The sequence below is a fragment of the Pseudomonas paraversuta genome (assembly GCF_904063065.1).
GTDB lineage: Bacteria > Pseudomonadota > Gammaproteobacteria > Pseudomonadales > Pseudomonadaceae > Aquipseudomonas > Aquipseudomonas paraversuta.
Map to the genome: position 1 here is coordinate 179,341 of NZ_CAJFCL010000008.1, position 18,957 is coordinate 198,297.

Below are 18,957 nucleotides of genomic sequence, written 5' to 3' on the forward strand. Positions count from 1 at the left end.
ACATGCTGCCTCAAGTTACCCAATTTGAAGACACCGTTATCCTTGTTGCCGATACCGGCATCCAGTTCATGGATTTCGCCCTGCGCCTGGACCCCAGGAAGCTGCCCTCGGGTGATTTCGCGCCGTTGACCAATGGCCTGTTGTGCCGCCTCGAAGAGGGCGAACGCAACGGCATGACCAGCTACTTTTACGAAAGCGAGCCGGGCAAGACCGTTGACGCACGCAGTACCCTCAATCTCGGCATGGAAGCCAGTCTCAAGCTCTACGACGGGCTCTGGGTACCGATCCCGGTGTTCCGTTACCGCCCGCCCCAGAGCTTTGACCAGGGGCCGGCCAACTGGTCGCGGATGCGCCTGGTGCGCCTGCCCGAGCCGGACATTGATGGCAACACCCATCGCCTGACGGTCGCGCTGGATACCCGGCTCATGGAACAGCATGACACCAGCCTGTATCTGGGGCCGGTCGAGCGCGACGCCAGCTCTGGCGTATCGTTCAAGCTGGCGTGCAAGCCCCAGCAGGCCCGCTGGTTTCTGGATCAGATCTGGGTGCGGGAGTGGCTGCTGGAAGTATTCACGCAAGGCCATCCCAAAACCCCGCGCGATGAGCTGGACAAAGAGATCAAGGACGGTCATGCCGAAGCCCATTACCTGAACCTGCTCAGCTTGTTCATGGAGCCTTGCACCACCCGGGACAACAACACCCCGGCGGCGCAAGTGAAACTGCCCGAACTTAAAATCGTGGCCAGCCATGGCAGTGGTGTCACGCCGCCGATTCCGGTGGATCTGATCCTAGATGTTGGCAACTCGCGCACCTGCGGCATTCTGATCGAAAACCACGGCCAGTCCGGCTCCGGTCTCAAAGACAACTATGTGCTTGAGCTGCGGGACCTGATGAGCCCGGAGCACATCTACAACGACGCGTTCGAAAGTCGCGTCGAGTTTGCCCAGATTTCCTTTGGCAAGGATGACTGTTCGGTAAAAAGTGGCCACACGGAGGCTTTCCTGTGGCCAACCATCGCCCGGGTTGGCAAGGAGGCCGCGCGGCTGGCGAGTCGCCGTCGTGGCACCGAGGGCTCAACCGGACTCTCCAGTCCCAAGCGTTATCTGTGGGATGAAGAGGCCTACGATCACGGATGGCGCTTCAGCTACAGCTTCGACAAAAAGGAAGCCGAGCCGTTTGCCACCGCCAAACCGTTTTCGCTGCTGATCAACGGAACCGGCGACGCGCTGCACAGCTTCAACACCCCAGGCCTGGCGGTGTTTGTACCGCGTTATTCGCGCAGTTCGCTGATGACTTTCATGCTCGCTGAAGTGCTGGCCCAGGCGCTGATGCAAATCAATAGCCCGGCGCAGCGCTCGCGTCAGGGCCATACCCGCGTACCGCGGCGCCTCAACAGCATCACCCTGACCGTACCGCCGGGCATGCCCCAGGCCGAGCGCAGCATCCTGGAAAAGCGCATGCGACACGCCATTGGTCTGGTGTGGAAAAGCATGAACTGGCAGACCGACCGCAAAGACCCCTTCGCTCATGACTCGAGCCCGGCCACTACGCCGCTGCCCAAGGTGCGGGTGGAGTGGGACGAGGCCTCGTGCGGGCAATTGGTCTACCTCTACACCGAGGTCAATGAAAACTTCGCCGGGCACCCGGAAGAATTCTTCGATGCCATCTCGCGCCCCGGCAAGACGGACCGCGAACGTATCACCCTGGCCACCATCGACATAGGCGGCGGTACCACCGACCTGGTGATCACCGATTACCGTCTTGACCGTGCCGGCACTGCCAGCAGTGGCAGCAATGTGCACATCGTGCCCGAGCAGCGTTTCCGTGACGGTTTCAAAGTCGCGGGGGACGACATCCTGCTGGACGTGATTCAGGGGTTCATTCTGCCAAGCTTTGAAAGCGCCTTGCAGAACGCCGGGGTTAAATTCCCCGGCTCCCTGATGTCGCGTCTGTGCGGCGCCGAATCGGGCAGCGCGCAAGACATGGTGTTGCGCCAACAATTGAACCTGCAGGTGTTCACGCCGCTGGCCCTTGAATTGCTGCGCCGCTACGAGCTCTACAACCCGGAGTTCGCCACGCCGGCCAGTGACCACACCTACCTGACGTTGCTGGAAAAAGATGCTGTCAGAGCCAACGTGCTGGAGTATGTGAACACCGCGGTTCGCCGCGAGCTGGGGGTTCAGACCGATTTCGATCTGCTGCAAACGCCGATTACCCTGGACTTGCAGAAACTGCATGGCGCGTTCATCAGCGGTGGCATCAACATCACCAAGATCCTTGCCGGGTTGTGCGAGGTCATTGCGCATTATCCATGCGACATGTTGCTCCTGACAGGGCGGCCATCGCGTCTGCCGGGCATTCAGGCGTTTATCCGCAAGATGCTGCCACTGCCGCCGGGGCGCATCCTTGCGCTGCAAAATTACCGCACCGGCAACTGGTACCCGTTCCATAAAAACGGCCTGATCGACGACCCTAAAAGCACGGCATCTGTCGGCGCCATGCTGTGCCTGCTGTGCGCCAACCACAGTGTGCCGAACTTTTATTTCCGCACCTCGGCCCTGAGGCCGTACTCGACCATCAAGCACATCGGCAAGATCGACGGGGCCAACATCATCGTTGACTCGGACGTCCTGTTCCGCGACCTGACCTCCGAGGACGGGCGCATCGTGCTGCCCGAAATCGGTGAAGGCCTGGATGCAAGGCCGCCAGCGCTGGAAATGCGCGGCAATATGCGCCTGGGCTTCCGTCAGCTGGCGGCCGAGCGCTGGTCTGCCACGCCGCTCTACACCCTGGATTTCTCCCCCCAGGGGCGGCAGCGCTTTACCGAGGCCAAGACCCAGAACAACGAGATGCCCGTGGTCTACGTGTCCTTCAAAGTGAGCGAGGCCACCGAGCAGATGAAGCGCCAGGGACAACTGAGCGACGAGCTTGAGGTGACATACGTGGATTCGAATACCGACAAAACGTTCAGCAAAAATGACCTTTTGCTGCAACTCAACACCACCCTGGTGGAAGGTTTGAGTGACAGCAAGTACTGGCTGGACAGCGGGAGCGTAAAACGCAAATGAGCAATCTGACCCCAGAGCAAATCGCCCTCAGCGCCAGCTGGAATGCCGTCTACGAAGGTGCCGGCCAGGCCCTGGGCTGGGTGGACAAAAGCCGGGTTACGGCGCCCAAACTTGATCGCGATGCGGCTGACCTGAAGCTGGGCCTGTATCAGGCGCGCAACATGGCCCGCAACCTTGGCCGGGTAGCCACCACACCGATGACCACCGGCTTCTTCGGGTTGTCCCAGGCGGGCAAGTCCTACCTGATTTCAGCCCTGGCGGCAGGGGCCAACGGTGCCCTCGAGACCCAGTTCGGCCCGCAGCGTATGAACTTCATCGAGAGCATCAACCCCAGCGGTGGCGGTACCGAAGCCACCGGGCTGGTGACCCGTTTCAGTCGTCTGGCCAAGCCCAGTGAAGACGACAACTTCCCGGTGGAGCTCAAGCTTTTCCGCGAAATCGAACTGGCGAAAATTTTTGCCAACACCTGGTTCAAAGACTTCGACCAGGAAAAAGTCTCCTTCGTGATCGACGACAGCGTGGTGCGCCAGGCCCTGCAACCTTTCGAAGGCCGCGAGCTGGGTCCGCTGCAGCCTGGGGTGAGTGCCGAAGACGTCGTGTCGTTGATGGATTACCTGAACCAGAGCTTTGAACAATCGCTCAAAGTTCTGCCCCATCACTATTGGCCGAAAGTCATCGACCTGGCCCCGCGCCTCAATCCCCAGGAGCGTGGCGAGCTGTTTTCGATTTTGTGGGGCAAGCAGGATGGCTTGACCCAGGTGTACCAGCAGTTGGGCGCAGCGCTCAATCGGCTGGGCATGCCCGACACCGTTTTTGCACCGCTGTCAGTGCTGGCCGAGCGCGTAGGCGATGAATTCAGCCGTCGCAACAGCATCATGAACGTCGACATTCTGGAGCGTTACGGCAGCGCCACTGACGTGCCGGTGTCGGTGCGCCCGATGGTCGAGGGTGTGTTGCACAACCCCGGCCCGATTTCCCTGGTGCAGTTGGCGGCCCTCACCGCCGAGATGACCTTCCGCCTGATTGAAGTACCGGCCGCGCAGATCGTCGAGCAAATGGACCTGCTGGATTTTCCCGGATATCGCGGGCGCCTGAACGTGACCTCCATCGCCAGGGAAAACGGCCAGACCAACTCGATCTCGCAACTGATCCGTCGCGGCAAGGTCGCGTACCTGTTCGAGCGTTATGTCGATGATCAGGAAATGAACGCACTGGTGGTCTGCACCAACAGCACCAAGCAAAGTGATGTCAACGATGTCGGCCCGGTGCTGACGCGCTGGATCAACGCGACACAGGGCGAGACCCCGCAAGAGCGTGGCGCACGTGCCACGGGCTTGATCTGGACCCTGACCATGTTTGACCTGTGCATTTCCCAGTCATTGAACAAGAAGTCGCGCCTGGAGCTGGAAGAAGAGTGGGACGGCATGATGACCCGCACCATGCTCGAGCGCTTCAAAGACTACCCGTGGATGTCGAACTGGCAAGGCGCCCAGGCGTTCAATAACACCTATCTGGTGCGCAAACCGCGCCATCAGGCCGCATTCATTGGTCGTACCGATGGCAACGAAAGCCATTTCACCGAGGACAGTCACAGCACGCTGGAGCTGATGGCCCAAACTCTGGTCGAGCGCCCGAATGTCAAAAAGTACATCAAGGATGCACAGCAGGCATGGGACGCCATGCTCACGCTCAACGACGGCGGTATCACCCGTTTCAGCGAAAGCTTTACGGAACTGGCGAACGTTGACTTCAAACTCAAGCGCATCCGCGAGCAACTGAACAAGGTACTCAACGGCAAAGCCTTGCACACCCTGGGCAGTTACTACGTGGCCGATGGCGCCGATATGGTGGCCATCAAGCGTACCCAGGCGCAGATGATTCTGGCCCAGCTCAAGCGCCGCGGCGGTGTGCTGGGCGAGCTGATCAACACCTTGCAACTGCCGAACGAAGAGATCCGCGAGCTTTACCTCAACGGCGTATACGAAGAGGACAGCGTGTCTGAGACGGGCGATACAGCTCAGGACTCCGCCAGGCAATCGATCGTTTATGCCAGCAGCAACGAGTTTGATTTTGGCGATGATTTCGGTGATTTGTCGGTGGACTTCGATGCCCCGGCCAATGCTCCGTTGCCAGCGTCCAAGGCTCCCGAGCTGCAAAGCAACGAGCACAAATTTGCCCGTGCCGTGTTCAGGAACTGGGTGAAGTACTTGCGTGCAGTTCCGGAGCGTGAGGGTTTGATGCGTGCCCTTGAGCTGGATAAAGAATCGATTGAAGCACTGGTTCAGGAGTTGATCCTCAGCGGTGACCGTCTCGGCTTGCAGGACCAGTTGATTCGCGTCGTGCTCAAGCGTGCGCAAAGTGGCTCGCGCCGCGACCAGATGGTCGAGCGCCAGGTGCTGGAAGTACAGCGCGTGCTGAGCGATTTTGTGGCCTGGTTCGGTTACACCGCTGAACCGCTTGAATCCCGTCCTAAAAGCCATGCCGGCAACCGCGAAGCGCTGTTTTCGTTCTACGGTGATGTGGCCAGAGACGCGTTGCCGCAGCTGCCTGCGCAGCCGATTAACCAGGCGCAGCAGTTCCTTGGCGACTGGTTGTCCGGGGTAGCGCACATCACCCTGGACAATGCCAGCCACGGCACCGGCAGCGAATTCACCCCTGAACAAAATGAACGCCTGGGCCATGTGCTCAAAGCGTTTGAAGCGAGATAAGCAATGTCAATTTTTGTCGATTTGGTCACCCTTGAACCCCACATCGCCGGTCAGGCGTGCCTGATCGTCAAAGACTGGACCGGTGGCCACGAGCGTCTGGAGTTCTCTGTCCAGCGTAACCAGGACGGCTATTTCCTGCAGGGCGACCAGCACTGGAGCAACAGCCAGTACTGGTTCAAGGTGGCGCACTTCAGTGCCGCCGCCAACGGCGAAGCGCTGGAAACCGTGGTTGGCCCGCAATTGGTCGACCCGGTACTCGAAGTGGGCTCCATGGCCACCTTGCGCTTCGAATTGCGCGAGCAGGGCGGTAACGGCCATTGCGATGCCGGCATGCTGATCCCGGCCAAGAACCTGCAATCATCCAGCGCCGCCACGGATGTCAAAGCCCCGGTACACCAGGACACGGGCCAGCTGAAAACCCCGGTGGCGCCAGTGGTGTTGCCTGAACCGGTTCCCGAGCCGGTTACCGAACCGGCCCCGGAACCCGTGCCGGTCATTGAGCCCGCACCTGCGGCCCCGCCGCCACCGGTGCCAGCCAGGAAAAAACCCTGGTTGTTGATGGTGCTCATTGCATTGCTGGTACTGGCCGCCCTTGCCCTGGGCGCATGGTTCTGGCTCAACAAAACACCCCAGGCAGTGCCTGAACCGATGCCACCGCAGCCTGTACCGGGCGATGCCGCCTGTACCCTGGAAAGCATGGCCGTGCTGCCTGAGCTGAGTGTTGTGCAGGCCTGCATCAAGAATTCGCCGGGCAGCGCCGAGTTGCTGGAAATCATCACCGTGGCCAAGGCCAACAACCATTGCGGCATCGCCCAGCGGCTGTACGCCAACCGTGCGCAAGCCGGTGACCTGCAAATTGCCACCGCCTACGCCCATGAGTACGACCCGAAATTCCATCAGGCCAGCCAGTGCTTTGCCGAGCCGGACCCGGCCACCGCGGCGTACTGGTACGAAACCATCCTCAGCCACGACCCTGAGAATGCCGAAGCCAAGGCGCGCTTTGAGGAGTTGAAACCGTGAGCCGTTTTGCATTGGCTGCCAGCGCTTTGCTGGCGCTGACCATCGGCAGCTCGCTGGCCCGCGCCGACGACAAGCCCTTGATTCAGGAAGGCAAGAAAACTCTGTTCCAGCGCGTGTTGACCACCCCGGGTTGTCAGCTCAGCAGTGCTGCTGGCGGTGATGCCGGTGCGGCGCAGCCAACATTCAGCCGCTTTTACGTATATGAACGGGCCCAGGCGGGTAATGCCGAGTGGCTCAAGGTCGGCCCTGACAGCTACGGCAAAACTATCGGCTGGTTGCCTGCAGCCTGTACCACGGACTGGAAGATGCAGCTCACGCTGGCATTCACCAACCCGGCCAACCGCGACCGTCTGATGTTCTTCAAAGACCGCGCCACCCTTGAAGGCATCCTCGATGCCCCGGACCCGGTGAGCAAAGTCGCGCCGTTGCGCGCCAAGCTCAAGCAAGGAGTACAGGCTCCGGGAGTACTGGCCCAGGAGCCGGAATACTTCGTTGACCTGCACAAGCAGTTTTACTTGCTGCCGGTGTTGAGCGGCGAAGAAGTCATGACCGAAGAAGGCTTTCGCACCCGCCTGTTGAATGTAGCGTCGGTGAGCAAGGCTGAAGACAAACCGCTGCAGGCCGGCGCAAACCCAGGCGCTACGGGGGCCGCGAAATCCAGCCAGTTGAAGGAATTCAGCGCGGCGGTGGTGTTTGTCATCGACTCCACGATCTCGATGGATCCTTATATCGACCGTACCCGCGAGGCCATTCGCAAGGTCTACAAACAGATTGAAAGCGAGAACCTGGGTAATCAGGTCAAGTTCGGTCTGGTGGCATTCCGTTCCAGCACCCAAGCCGTACCCGGCCTGGAATACGTGAGCAAAATGTACGCCGACCCGAACAAGGTCACCGGCAGCGAAGATTTTCTGGCCAGGGTGGCTGACCTCAAACAGGCCAAAGTCTCGAGCAAGGCCTTTGATGAGGACTCGCTCGCGGGCGTGATGCACAGTATCGACAAAGTGGACTGGACCCAGTTCGGTGCGCGCTACGTGGTGTTGATCACCGATGCGGGTGCCATCGAGGGCGACGACCCACTGAGCAGCACCGGGCTGAGCGCTGACCAGGTGCGCCTTGAGGCGGCCAACCCCGGCGTTGCGATTTACACCCTGCACTTGAAAACGCCGGCCGGGATCAAAGATCACGGCAAAGCCGAAGCGCAATATCAAAACCTGTCGACTTACCCGGGCACCAATACCTCGCTGTACTACCCGGTCAACGCCGGTGACGTGCAAGCATTCGGGCGCAAAGTGGATGCGCTGGCCAGCGCGATTACCTCCCAGGTCAAGGCCGCCTACATGGGCGACGATGCCATTGGCAGCGCGCTGAACGCCAAGCAAGCGCCTGTCGCCGGCAAAGACCCGGCCGAGCAAAAACTGCTGGATGACGCGGCCCTGATCGGCCACGCGATGCAACTGGCGTACCTCGGTGAAAAAACCAACAGTCAGGCGCCGCCAGTGTTTCAGGCGTGGATCACTGACCGCGACCTGATCAAGCAAAACATCCCCACCACCGATGTCCGGGTGTTACTGACCAAGTCACAGCTCAGCGATTTGAGCGACGTGATGAAGCAGATTCTGGATGCCGCCAACGAAGGCCTGATTTCGCCGACCGAGATGTTCGATCGCCTGCGTTCCGTCGCCGCGACCATGGGCGCCGATCCCAATCAGCTCAAGCAGAACGGCAACGCCAGGCTGGCGGACATGGGTGTGCTCGGTGAGTACCTCGAAGACCTGCCGTACCAGAGCGAAGTCCTCAACCTGGATGAAGAAACCTGGAAGAGCTGGGATGGTCTGGCCCAGGAGAAATTCATTCGTAACCTGAACACCAAGCTGCGCCACTACCAGCGTTACAACGCTGACGTGGACCGTTGGGTGGCCTTGGCCAAAGACAGCGATGCACGGGACAACGTGTACCCGGTGCCATTGGAAATGATGCCTTAACGGGACGCCCATGCTCGATATTCAGGACATGCTGGTGCGCCGTGGCAGCGGTGCGCAGGCCCATAGCGTGCGGTTGCCGGCCTTGCAGGTAAAGGCCGGCGAAATCCTCGCCATCACCGGCGAAAGCGGCTGTGGCAAAAGTACCCTGCTCGAAGCCATCGGCCTGCTGCTGATGCCCGTCGAACTGGGGCGCTTCAGCCTTGGTCCGGCGCGTCATGAGCCAGGGGCCAAGGCACTGGATATAGCCCGCATGCTCGCGGCCAATGACCAGCCGGCGTTGTCGGCGGTGCGTTCGCGGCATCTGGGGTTCATCTTGCAAAGTGGCGGCTTGCTACCGTTTTTGAGCGTGCGCGACAACATCACACTGCCCCGCCGCCTGCTCGGCATGCCGGTCGAGAGTGCGCAGGTCGAGCGTGCAGTGCAGGCGCTGCGGCTGGAGGGCTTGCTGGACAAGTTGCCCCAGGCCTTGTCCATCGGCGAACGCCAGCGCGTGGCGTGCGTGCGGGCTATCGCCCATGAGCCGCAGTTGCTGCTGGCCGATGAGCCCACCGCGGCACTTGATCCCCACAGCGCCAGGCGTTTGTTTGAATTGTTGCTGAGTCTGGTGAATGAGCTGGGCTTGAGCGCACTGGTGGTGTCCCATGACTGGGCGCTGGTGCGCGACTTTGGTTTGCCGCGTCTGGGTGCCATCAGCGGTCAGGGAGAAACACGCTTTGAAGCCATGGATTAGCCGCCTCGGCCTGCTCGGCAAGCTGGCGGTCGAAGACCTCTGGCATGACCGCAAAGTGTCCTTGTGCATCGCCGCGTCGCTGGTGGCGGTGATCGCACCGCTGTTGCTGCTGTTCGGGCTCAAGCATGGCGTAGTCAGCCAGTTGCAGAACGAACTGCTCAGCGACCCGCGCAACCTTGAAGTGAAAATGCTCAGTAGCGGCAATTACGACACCGCCTGGATCGAGGGTTTGCGCCAGCGACCTGAAGTCGGTTTCGCCATCGGCCAGACCCGTTCGCTGAATACGCAGGCCGACCTGCTGGTGGGCCTGCAGCGTTTTGTCGAAAACGCCGAAATTATCCCCAGCGCGGCGGCTGACCCGTTGCTGAACCTGCCCGATATCACGTTGAGTGCCAATCAGGTGATCCTCAGTGCCCGTGCCGCCCAACGTCTGCAAGCCGATGTCGGCGACAGCGTGCGGGTGCGGGTGAGCCGACGTCTGGACGGCATCAATGAGCGCGGCGAGCTGAATCTGATCGTGGTCGCGGTGCTCGACGCCGCCCGCTTTGGCCGCGCCGCCGGTTTCGTTGCACCGCCGTTATTGCTCGAGCTGGAACGCTTTCGCGATGGCTATCAGGTCCCGGCGTTTGGCCTTGCTACCGGCAAACCGGTCGGCGACTTGCAGCCGCTGTATGCCCGCGCCCGGGTCTATGCCCGTGATATCGATAGCGTGGCGCCGCTGGAACGCTGGCTGAACCAGCAGAACATCGAGACATCGAGCCGCCTGGCCGATATCGACAACGTCAAAGCCATCAACCATGTACTGGGGCTGATCTTTGGCGTGATCGCCGGGGCCGCTCTGATTGGCTGCATCGCCTCGATGATCGGTGCGTTCCTGGCCAATATCGACCGCAAACGCAAAAGCCTGGCGGTTCTGCGATTACTGGGCTTCAGCAGCCCGGCAGTGGCCGGGTTCGTGATCGCTCAGGCATTGCTCTTAAGCCTGGCCGGCTATGTCGGCGGGCTGGCGTTTTATGGCGTGGGCAGCCTGCTGTTCGACCATCTGCTGGGCAGCAGTCAGGCCACCGGCACCTTTGTCTGCCACATCACTGTCTGGCACGGGCTGGCAGCCCTGCTGATCGCCCTGTTGGTCGCTGCACTGGTCGCCGTGATCGGCGCCCTGCGGGCCATCAGCATCCAACCTGCGGAGAGTCTGCGTGAGTTATAAATCTGTTGTTGCGCTCGCATTCCTGAGCCTTGGCTACCTGCCCGGCGCCTCGGCGGCGGCCTGGGACGAGAAATTCTACAACCCGGCCGCCGACGCCAGTGACGTCGTATTGCCCATGCCCTGCGACGGCTCGATGGTATTTCGCAAGGTGTTCATTCCCGTTACCGGCCCGCTGGACGACTACCCGATCAATATCGGTCAGGACAGCGCCGAATGGGGGTATGTGGAGCAGAAGCGCCCCGCGTTTATTTCCGGCAGTTTCACCGGCAGCAAAACCGACAAATCCCGTTATTACTTGATGGCCAAGTACGAGATGAGCCAGTTGCAGTATCAGGCTCTGACCGATGAAACCTGCCCGGTGCCGTCGAACAAGCTGCGCTTGGCGCAGGTGGCGATCAGTTGGGTACAAGCCATCGAAGTGGCCGACAAATACAACCTGTGGTTGCGTAAAAACGCTGCCGCCGCGCTGCCCAAGGAAGATGGTGCGCTGGGCTTTTTGCGCCTGCCGACCGAAACCGAATGGGAGTTCGCCGCCCGTGGCGGGCTGGAAGTGGGTGCCGCCGAATTCAGCGATACACGCTACCCGATGCCGGACGGCCTGAACGCTTATGAGTGGTTCGGCGGTGCGCAATCGTCCAACGGCAAGCTGCAACTGGGCGGGTTACAAAAACCCAACCCGCTGGGCCTGCACGACATGCTCGGTAATGCCGATGAAATGATGTTCGAGCCCTTTCGCCTGAATAAACTCGACCGGCAACACGGTCAGGCCGGCGGCTATGTGGTACGCGGTGGCAACTACCTGACGCCCCAGGCGGACGTGCGCACGTCCTTGCGCAAAGAGGAGCCTTACTACAACGCCGACGGCCAGGTTAAGAATAAAACCACCGGCCTGCGGCTGGTTCTGGTGTCGCCGACACTGACCTCGCGCGAGCGTGTGGGCAGCATCGAAAAGAGTTGGCAGAGCCTCGGCACGGGCGCTGTCCAGGGTGACACCGGGAAAGACCGCGGCGCGGTCCAGGAGCTGAACTCGCTGGCCTCCGCGGTGGAAGACAAGGCCCTCAAAGAAAAGCTCCAGGCCCTGGAAAACCAGCTGCGTGCCAGCAATCAGCAGCAGGAAGAAACCCGCGACCAGGCGATTCGCGCCAGCCTCAATCTGGGGGCGTTCCTGTGTACCAAAATGCTCGATGACGGCCAGTACCTGGACTTCCTGCAGAAAAATTACGCCCTCAATTGCGAGTCCGAAGACAAGGACCCGAGCTGCGACATGCGCAAAGGCAAGCTGGACGAACAGAAAGACCGTCTGCACAAACTCAGCCGTTATTACGCCAGCAGCCTGGTGGAGTCGGCGTCCTTGTACGGCCAGTCCCTGCTGGAACCGCAGGTGCCGGTGATGGAAGAAATCATCGGCCAGAACAAACAACTGCAAGAACTCAAACCTTACCTGCGCACTCACTGGGCGAATCAGAAGACCTATCTGCAAAAGCAGAGGATCGACACTGACGCCTGGTTGAAGAGCTGCAAATCGGTCACCCAATAAGCCCAATACCTGCTTCAACAAGGAGAAATACGATGATGCGCAGCCTGTGGTCCTCTTCCAAGTTACTGATCAGTTCTGTACTCACAGGCAGCCTGCTGTTGGGCGGTTGCGCCAGCACGGGCAGCAGCATGGTCGATCCGCGCCTGACCCAGAGCTCGGACGCCCAGTTCTTCAGCAAGTCGGGCTATCAGGCCTGCGCCATGGGGGTCGGTACCGGTGTATTGGCCTGTGTACTGGCCGATAGCGGCAATAAAACCGTGTGCATGATTGCTGCGGGTGTCACCGCATGTGGCGTGGCAATGGGCGCCAACTACTACCTGGATCAGCGTCGCAGCGAATACTCCAACACCAGCGAGCGTTTGCAGAAGTACAACAGCGATGTGCAGCTGGACACCCAAAAAGTAGTGTCGCGTACCGCGACGGCTCAGCAGGTGATCAAGGATGACCAGGCGCAGATCGCGCAGATCAAGCGCGACCTGGCCAGCAAGAAAATCGATCAGGCCCAGGCTAAAAAACAAATCGCCATGGTTGACGGCAACATTGCTCAGTTGCGCCAGGAGCTGGACAACATGCGGGTCAAGGTCAAGGGCTACAACGACGTGGTGCAAGCCGAGCGTGCCCAGGGCAATGCCCCGGAGCTCAAGCAAATCGACGCCAATATCTCGAAGATGAACGAGAAAGTCGCCAGCCTGCAAAAAGAAGTCGATGGCTTGTACAGCCAGCGCTCTGCAATCACTCTGGGTTGAGACGATGAACGCACGATTGATACTGGGTTTCGGTGTTTTGCTGGCGTTGTCCGGTTGCGCCACACAGCCGGGTGAATGTGATGCCGGCAACCGTGACGCCGGGCTGTTCACCAAAATGAACTGCGACGCCGGTGGCGGTTACAGCGAGCAGATTCGTCAAAACGAATTGGCGCTGGCCAAGTCGCAGCAGGAAAATGCGCTGTTCCATCAGGTCTACGAAAACATTGCCGCGCAACAGGCGGTGTCGCGCACCGACCTGCTGGGCCAGCAAAAGTCCCAGGCGGCATTGAACCAGTCGCTGAACCAGTTACTGGGTTCGCTCAAAGCCCGCAGTGGCAACAAGGCGCAGGTACAGCAGCAGATTGCCGGGCTTGAACAGCAGCTCCAGGCCGCCCGTGCCAAGCCGGCCAGCAGCGCTGATCCGGCGGTGGTGGCCGCCAGGCAGCAGGAGCTCAAGACGTTGCAGAAGAAGGTGAACCAGCTGCAATTCAGCCTCGGTTACGAATAACCCTGCATCCCCGTCCAGTCGGCGGCCAAGTGCCGCCGACCCTTTTTCAGGAAGCCACTGCATGCAGCGCATTACCCGGGATGAGCACGCCAGCTCTACAGAGCTGGATGTGCTGGAAGCGAAAATTGCGCTGATCCTCAAGCATTTCCCGCCGTCGGTGGCGAGCGTCTACGCGATCCCGCGCATCGGCAGCGGCAATGTGGTGGAGTGGTGGACGGAGCTGGGCGGCCAGCCTACGCGCTTCCACGAGTTGAACGAAGATCAGCAGGCGGCGTTGCTGGAACGCTATCGCCAGCGCCAGGAAACCCTGGGCTTGCTGGCCGATGAGCTGGTCGCGCGCGGCCAGGCCGAACAGGCCGCCAGCTTGCGTTCACTGATCCGCCCGCCGGACCTGAACAATCTGTACAGCGTCAACGGTGACCCGGTTGTGGTGCGTTGGGGGCTGCAGCCGCGGGCTGCGGTCGTGGCCCCGCCGCCGGCACCCGCGCCAGCCCCGCGTCCGGTGGTGCGCCGGGTAATAGTGTGGCGGGTCTGGCGCGGCTGGTTGTGGCTGCTTGCCGGGTTATTGGGGTTGGGGCTGTTGCTGTGGGCGTTGTGGCAGTGGCGTTTGCCACTGATGAACCTGTGGCCGGGCCAGAGCAGTTATGCCTGTCGGGCCAAGGTACCGGGTGGCGGGGAGCTGCCGCCGGAGTTTGTGGTGATTCTGGACACCTCGGGCTCGATGAACCTGAACATTGCCGCCACCAAGGCTGACGAAGACTGGTATTTCAAGACGCGCCCCCGACCGGCGGCTGACGACCCGCGCACAATCAGGATGTTCAGCCCACAAACCCGGCTGGACGTGGCCAAGGCCTCGTTGTCGGGAATGATCAATAACCTGCACCCGGACATTGATACGCGCTTGATGACCTTCGCCGGCTGTTCGCAACAACCGGATCACGGCGTTTTCAACGCGGCCCGGCGTGGGCAATTAATCGACGGGATTCAGCGTTTGAACGCCGACGACGGTACTCCCCTGGCGTCGAGCCTGAAAAAGGCCGCGCGCACGGTCAACGGCCGTGACCGCGATGCGGTGATTGTGATGTTTGTCGACGGTGACGATGGCTGTAACCAGAACGTGTGCAAGGTGGCGCAGACCATTGCCACCGAACAGCCGCGTCTGCGGGTCAACGTGGTCAATATTGGCGACAGCTCGCTGTCTGACTGCATCGCTGAAAATACCGGAGGCAGTATTTACTCCAGTCGCAACGCCAGCGATTTGGCCGATGCGTTGAAAGAGGCCACCGGCCCGGTTTCGGAATGTGAATGATCGCGGCGAGTCTGCCCGGCGTTTAACGCGCTGACGACCGGGGCTCGCAACACATTCCGTATCCATTGCGACCCTGCCCCGGGTCGTTGATTCGCGCAGGATGGACGCTTTGTGAACTCAAGGAGTGAGTCATGTCGCTGGCCATCGTTTACAGCCGAGCCAGAGTGGGCGTCGAGGCCCCGGCCGTTACAGTCGAAACGCATCTGGCCAACGGGTTGCCGGCACTGACCCTGGTCGGGCTGCCGGAAACCGCAGTCAAGGAAAGCAAGGACCGGGTACGCAGCGCGATTCTAAACTCCGGGTTTGAGTTTCCGGCCCGGCGTATCACCCTCAATCTGGCGCCTGCCGACCTGCCCAAGGACGGCGGGCGTTTTGACCTGGCCATTGCTCTCGGCATCCTGGCTGCCAGCGGGCAAATCCCCGCTGTATCCCTGGCCCAGGTCGAGTGTCTCGGTGAACTGGCCCTGTCGGGCGCCATCAGGTCGGTGCAGGGCGTACTGCCTGCCGCCCTGGCAGCCCGTGCTGCGGGCCGGGCTTTGCTGGTGCCGCTGGCCAATGCCGAGGAAGCCTGTCTGGCCTCCGGCCTGACGGTCATCGCGGTCGAACACTTGTTGCAGGCCGTGGCGCACTTCGCCGGCCGTACAGTGCTTGAACCTTACGGCGCCAGTGGCTTGCTGCGCGAGAGCATGCCTTATCCGGACTTGAGCGATGTACAGGGCCAGCTCTCGGCCAAGCGGGCGTTAGTGATTGCCGCTGCTGGCAGCCACAATTTGTTGTTCACCGGGCCGCCCGGCACGGGCAAAACCCTGCTGGCCAGCCGCCTTCCGGGGTTATTGCCGCCCCTCAACGAGCAAGAGGCGCTGGAGGTGGCGGCCATTCAATCGGTGGCCAGTCATGTGCCCCTCAAGTGCTGGCCGCAGCGTCCGTTTCGCCAGCCGCACCATTCGGCTTCCGGCCCGGCGCTGGTTGGCGGCGGCTCAAAACCCCAGCCGGGCGAGATCACTTTGGCGCACCACGGGGTGTTGTTTCTGGATGAACTGCCCGAATTCGATCGCAAAGTGCTGGAGGTGCTCAGAGAACCGATGGAATCGGGATTTATCGTGATCGCCCGGGCCCGGGATCGAATGCGGTTTCCGGCGCGCTTCCAGCTGGTGGCGGCAATGAACCCCTGCCCCTGTGGCTATCTGGGAGAGCCCACGGGCCGTTGTCGCTGTACCCCGGAGCACATCCAGCGCTACCGCAACAAGCTGTCCGGGCCCTTGCTCGATCGCATCGACCTGCACCTGACCGTGGCCCGCGAAACCACCTCGCTCAACCCCGCTCTTGCCTGCGGCTTGACCACGGCCAGCGCCGCTGCGTCAGTGGCTGGTGCCCGTGAACGGCAGCTGCAGCGCCAGGGCTGTGCCAATGCTTTTCTGGACCTGCCCGGGGTGCGGAGCCAGTGCAGGCTCAGTGCTGTGGATAACACCTGGCTGGAGACGGCCTGCGAGCGCATGGGCCTGTCGCTGCGGGCCGCTCACCGGTTGTTGAAAGTTGCACGAACCCTGGCCGATCTGGAGCAAGTGGACGCTATAGAGCGCAAGCATCTGGCGGAGGCGTTGCAGTACCGGCCGGTGAGCGGGTAACGGGCCTGACTCACGCCATGCGCCTGACCACCGGCAGTTCCATCGCGGCCACTTCGTGTTGCAAGAAATCACTCAGACGGCGCAAACGCTCGCCGCCGGGGCGGGTTTTGGGCCACACCAGATAGTAGTTTTCGCCGCTGGCCACGGCGGTTCTAAAGGGCAGGCTCAGACGATCCTGAGCAACGTCTTCGGCCACCATCAGCAGGTCGCCCATTGAGATGCCGTAGCCACGGGCGGCGGCGATCATGCCCAGCTCCAGGGTGTCGAATACCTGCCCGCCCTTGAGGGACACCTGGCCGCTCAGGCCCATGCAGTCGAGCCAGCGCCGCCAGTCGCGACGGTCAGGTGTGGGGTGCAGCAGTTCAGTGGCCGCCAGACGCCTGGCATCCCATGGCTGGTCGTCTTGCAGGTTGGGCGCGCCGACGGGAATCAGCATCTCCGGGAACAGCAATGTGGCCTCCCAGTCGGGCGGGAAGTGACCGTTGCTCAGCAGCACCGCGCAGTCGAAGGGTTCCTGGTTGAAGTCCACATGGTCGATATCCATCCAGGCGCTGGTCAGTTGCACTTCATTGCCCGGCTGCAAATGGCGAAAGCGACTGAGGCGGGCCAGTAACCAGCGCATGGTCAGGGTCGAGGGGGCCTTCATGCGCAAGATGTCATCTTCGGCACGCAAGGTGGTACAGGCGCGCTCCAGGGCGGCAAAACCTTCGCGCACGCCCGGCAACAGCAAGCGGGCAGATTCGGTGAGTTGCAAGGTGCGGCCATTGCGCTGGAATAACCGGCAGGCGAAATGCGCTTCCAGGGTTTTGATATGGCGACTGACGGCGCTCTGGGTGATCGACAGCTCTTCGCCCGCCCGGGTAAATGAGCTGTGGCGGGCCGCGGCTTCAAAGGCGCGCAAGGCATAAAGCGGAGGAAGGCTACGTGACATGAGGATTATTCCTGGGCGCAACACTAAACAGTGGAAAATTACGGATCTATATATGAGTTTTAATCATGTCATGGATCGTTTTTATCCCTTTGCTTAAAACACTCAACGCGCCGAGAATCAAGCCCTTCAACGCACCTACAGAAATTTTACTGATGACCCTACAGCATCCCGTTCGTATCGAACTCCGGGCCCTTTTGCGGCTGGCCGGGCCGCTTATTGCCTCGCAGTTGGCTCATATGCTGATGGTGCTTACCGACACCCTGATGATGGCTCGTCTGAGCCCGGAGGCTTTGGCAGGCGGGAGCCTGGGGGCGGCCAGTTACTCATTCGTGTCGATTTTCTGCATCGGTGTGATTGCGGCGGTGGGCACCCTGGTGTCGATTCGTCAGGGGGCAGGCGATATCGAAGGCGCGACCCGCCTGACCCAGGCCGGACTGTGGCTGGCCTGGGGCCTGGCCCTGGGCGGCGCGCTGATGCTGTGGAATATCAAACCGCTGCTGCTGTTGTTTGGCCAGACGCCTACCAACGTTGAAGCCGCGGGCCAGTTTTTGCTGCTGCTGCCCTTCGCCCTGCCCGGCTACATGACGTTCATGGCGTTGCGTGGTTTTACCAGCGCCATGGGGCGAGCGACGCCGGTGATGGTGATCAGTCTGATCGGCACCGTGGCCAACTTTCTGCTCAATTATGCGTTGATCACCGGTATGTTCGGCCTGCCCAAGCTGGGCTTGATGGGCATCGGCCTGGTCACGGCAATCGTGGCCACCTGTATGGCCGCAGGCTTGGCCTGGCATATTCATCGGCATCCTGCCTACGACGCGTATCCGATTCGCAATGGCCTGTCGCGGATTAATCTGACGTACCTGCGTGAACTGTGGCGCCTTGGCTTGCCGATTGGCGGCACCTACGCGGTGGAAGTCGGGTTGTTTGCCTTTGCAGCACTGTGCATGGGCACGATGGGCAGCACTCAACTGGCTGCGCATCAGATTGCGCTGCAGATTGTGTCGGCGGCGTTCATGGTTCCGGCCGGGTTGTCCTATGCAATTACCATGCGTATCGGTAAGCACTATGGCGGTGGCGATTTGCTCCGGGCGCGACTGGCCGGTCGGGTCGGGATCGGTTGCGGCGCGCTGATCATGCTTGGTTTTTCAGTGGTGTTCTGGTTCTGGCCGAGCCAGCTGATTGGTCTGTTTCTGGATTACAACGACCCGGCATTCCGCCCGGTGTTCGAGCTGGCTATCAGTTTGCTGGCGGTGGCGGCGTGGTTCGAGCTGTTCGATGGAGTGCAAACCATTGCCATGGGCGCTATCCGCGGGCTCAAGGATGCCCGGACCACGTTCCTGGTGGGGCTGTTCTGCTATTGGGCTATTGGTGCGCCGATGGCCTGGTTGCTGGCGTTCACCCTTGGCTGGGGCCCTACCGGGGTTTGGTGGGGGCTGGCATTGGGCCTGGCTTGCGCGTCGGTAAGCCTGACCCTGGCATTCGAATGGAAGATGCGGCGCATGTTAAAGCGTGAGCTCAAGGCAAGTTGAGTCTGCAGGAGCGAGTTCCTGGCTGGCGTATTGAACAGCTCGCTCCTGCAGGTGACG

At 61.0% G+C, this 18,957-nt stretch carries 13 protein-coding genes; 12 read left to right on the plus strand and 1 reads right to left on the minus strand.

All coding sequences use genetic code 11. From position 1 onward, the window contains the following. Positions 1-2: 2 nt before the first annotated feature. The 11 genes from JQ845_RS17440 (at position 3) to JQ845_RS17490 (ending at position 16,440) form a co-directional block, all read left to right on the plus strand. The gene (locus JQ845_RS17440) at positions 3-3,068 is read left to right on the plus strand and encodes a virulence factor SrfB (RefSeq protein ID WP_127196631.1); all 3,066 of its coding nucleotides are present in this window, start codon (positions 3-5) and stop codon (positions 3,066-3,068) included. Then, on the plus strand, positions 3,065-5,776 hold the full coding sequence (locus JQ845_RS17445) for a virulence factor SrfC family protein (protein ID WP_203009297.1): 2,712 nt from the start codon (positions 3,065-3,067) through the stop codon (positions 5,774-5,776). Before JQ845_RS17440 ends, JQ845_RS17445 begins: the two co-directional genes overlap by 4 nt. A 3-nt stretch (positions 5,777-5,779) precedes the next feature. Then, entirely contained in the window at positions 5,780-6,796 is a 1,017-nt protein-coding gene (locus tag JQ845_RS17450; RefSeq protein WP_203009298.1) for a hypothetical protein, read from the plus strand. Further along, on the plus strand, positions 6,793-8,778 hold the full coding sequence (locus JQ845_RS17455; RefSeq protein ID WP_003437880.1) for a vWA domain-containing protein: 1,986 nt from the start codon (positions 6,793-6,795) through the stop codon (positions 8,776-8,778). Before JQ845_RS17450 ends, JQ845_RS17455 begins: the two co-directional genes overlap by 4 nt. Positions 8,779-8,788: 10 nt before the next feature. Beyond that, positions 8,789-9,508 carry an ABC transporter ATP-binding protein gene (locus tag JQ845_RS17460; RefSeq protein ID WP_003437878.1) on the plus strand — a complete coding sequence of 240 codons (720 nt, stop codon included), beginning with the start codon at positions 8,789-8,791 and terminating at the stop codon, positions 9,506-9,508. After that, complete coding sequence (locus tag JQ845_RS17465) at positions 9,492-10,715, plus strand: ABC transporter permease (RefSeq protein ID WP_127196635.1); 1,224 nt, start codon at positions 9,492-9,494, stop codon at positions 10,713-10,715. Before JQ845_RS17460 ends, JQ845_RS17465 begins: the two co-directional genes overlap by 17 nt. Next, positions 10,705-12,252: an SUMF1/EgtB/PvdO family nonheme iron enzyme gene (locus JQ845_RS17470; RefSeq protein ID WP_203009299.1), complete on the plus strand. Its 1,548-nt coding sequence runs from the start codon at positions 10,705-10,707 to the stop codon at positions 12,250-12,252. Before JQ845_RS17465 ends, JQ845_RS17470 begins: the two co-directional genes overlap by 11 nt. A 32-nt stretch (positions 12,253-12,284) precedes the next feature. Then, positions 12,285-12,998, plus strand: a complete 714-nt coding sequence (locus JQ845_RS17475) for a hypothetical protein (protein ID WP_003437870.1) — start codon at positions 12,285-12,287, stop codon at positions 12,996-12,998. Positions 12,999-13,002: 4 nt separating this feature from the next. After that, positions 13,003-13,506: a hypothetical protein gene (locus tag JQ845_RS17480; protein WP_203009300.1), complete on the plus strand. Its 504-nt coding sequence runs from the start codon at positions 13,003-13,005 to the stop codon at positions 13,504-13,506. A 61-nt stretch (positions 13,507-13,567) separates the two neighbouring features. Next, the gene (locus tag JQ845_RS17485; protein WP_003437866.1) at positions 13,568-14,815 is read left to right on the plus strand and encodes a VWA domain-containing protein; all 1,248 of its coding nucleotides are present in this window, start codon (positions 13,568-13,570) and stop codon (positions 14,813-14,815) included. 131 nt (positions 14,816-14,946) lie between these two features. Then, positions 14,947-16,440, plus strand: a complete 1,494-nt coding sequence (locus tag JQ845_RS17490; protein WP_003437864.1) for a YifB family Mg chelatase-like AAA ATPase — start codon at positions 14,947-14,949, stop codon at positions 16,438-16,440. Between the two features lie 10 nt (positions 16,441-16,450). Here the strand turns inward: JQ845_RS17490 and JQ845_RS17495 are convergent, their stop codons facing one another. Then, the gene (locus JQ845_RS17495; protein WP_003437862.1) at positions 16,451-17,371 is read right to left on the minus strand and encodes a LysR substrate-binding domain-containing protein; all 921 of its coding nucleotides are present in this window, start codon (positions 17,369-17,371) and stop codon (positions 16,451-16,453) included. A 152-nt stretch (positions 17,372-17,523) separates the two neighbouring features. Between JQ845_RS17495 and JQ845_RS17500 the strand changes: the two genes are divergently transcribed. Further along, a complete protein-coding gene (locus JQ845_RS17500; RefSeq protein WP_003437859.1) occupies positions 17,524-18,900 on the plus strand; it encodes a NorM family multidrug efflux MATE transporter in 1,377 nt (458 codons plus the stop codon). The last annotated feature ends 57 nt before the right edge of the window (positions 18,901-18,957 follow it).

Excerpts from the sequence above, each read along its gene's own strand:
- JQ845_RS17440 (WP_127196631.1), top strand. The coding sequence starts at position 3 with ATGCTGCCTCAAGTTACCCAATTTGAAGACACCGTTATCCTTGTTGCC.
- JQ845_RS17445 (WP_203009297.1), top strand. The coding sequence starts at position 3,065 with ATGAGCAATCTGACCCCAGAGCAAATCGCCCTCAGCGCCAGCTGGAAT.
- JQ845_RS17450 (WP_203009298.1), top strand. The coding sequence starts at position 5,780 with ATGTCAATTTTTGTCGATTTGGTCACCCTTGAACCCCACATCGCCGGT.
- JQ845_RS17460 (WP_003437878.1), top strand. The coding sequence starts at position 8,789 with ATGCTCGATATTCAGGACATGCTGGTGCGCCGTGGCAGCGGTGCGCAG.
- JQ845_RS17475 (WP_003437870.1), top strand. The coding sequence starts at position 12,285 with ATGATGCGCAGCCTGTGGTCCTCTTCCAAGTTACTGATCAGTTCTGTA.
- JQ845_RS17480 (WP_203009300.1), top strand. The coding sequence starts at position 13,003 with ATGAACGCACGATTGATACTGGGTTTCGGTGTTTTGCTGGCGTTGTCC.
- JQ845_RS17485 (WP_003437866.1), top strand. The coding sequence starts at position 13,568 with ATGCAGCGCATTACCCGGGATGAGCACGCCAGCTCTACAGAGCTGGAT.
- JQ845_RS17490 (WP_003437864.1), top strand. The coding sequence starts at position 14,947 with ATGTCGCTGGCCATCGTTTACAGCCGAGCCAGAGTGGGCGTCGAGGCC.
- JQ845_RS17495 (WP_003437862.1), bottom strand. The coding sequence starts at position 17,371 with ATGTCACGTAGCCTTCCTCCGCTTTATGCCTTGCGCGCCTTTGAAGCC.
- JQ845_RS17500 (WP_003437859.1), top strand. The coding sequence starts at position 17,524 with ATGACCCTACAGCATCCCGTTCGTATCGAACTCCGGGCCCTTTTGCGG.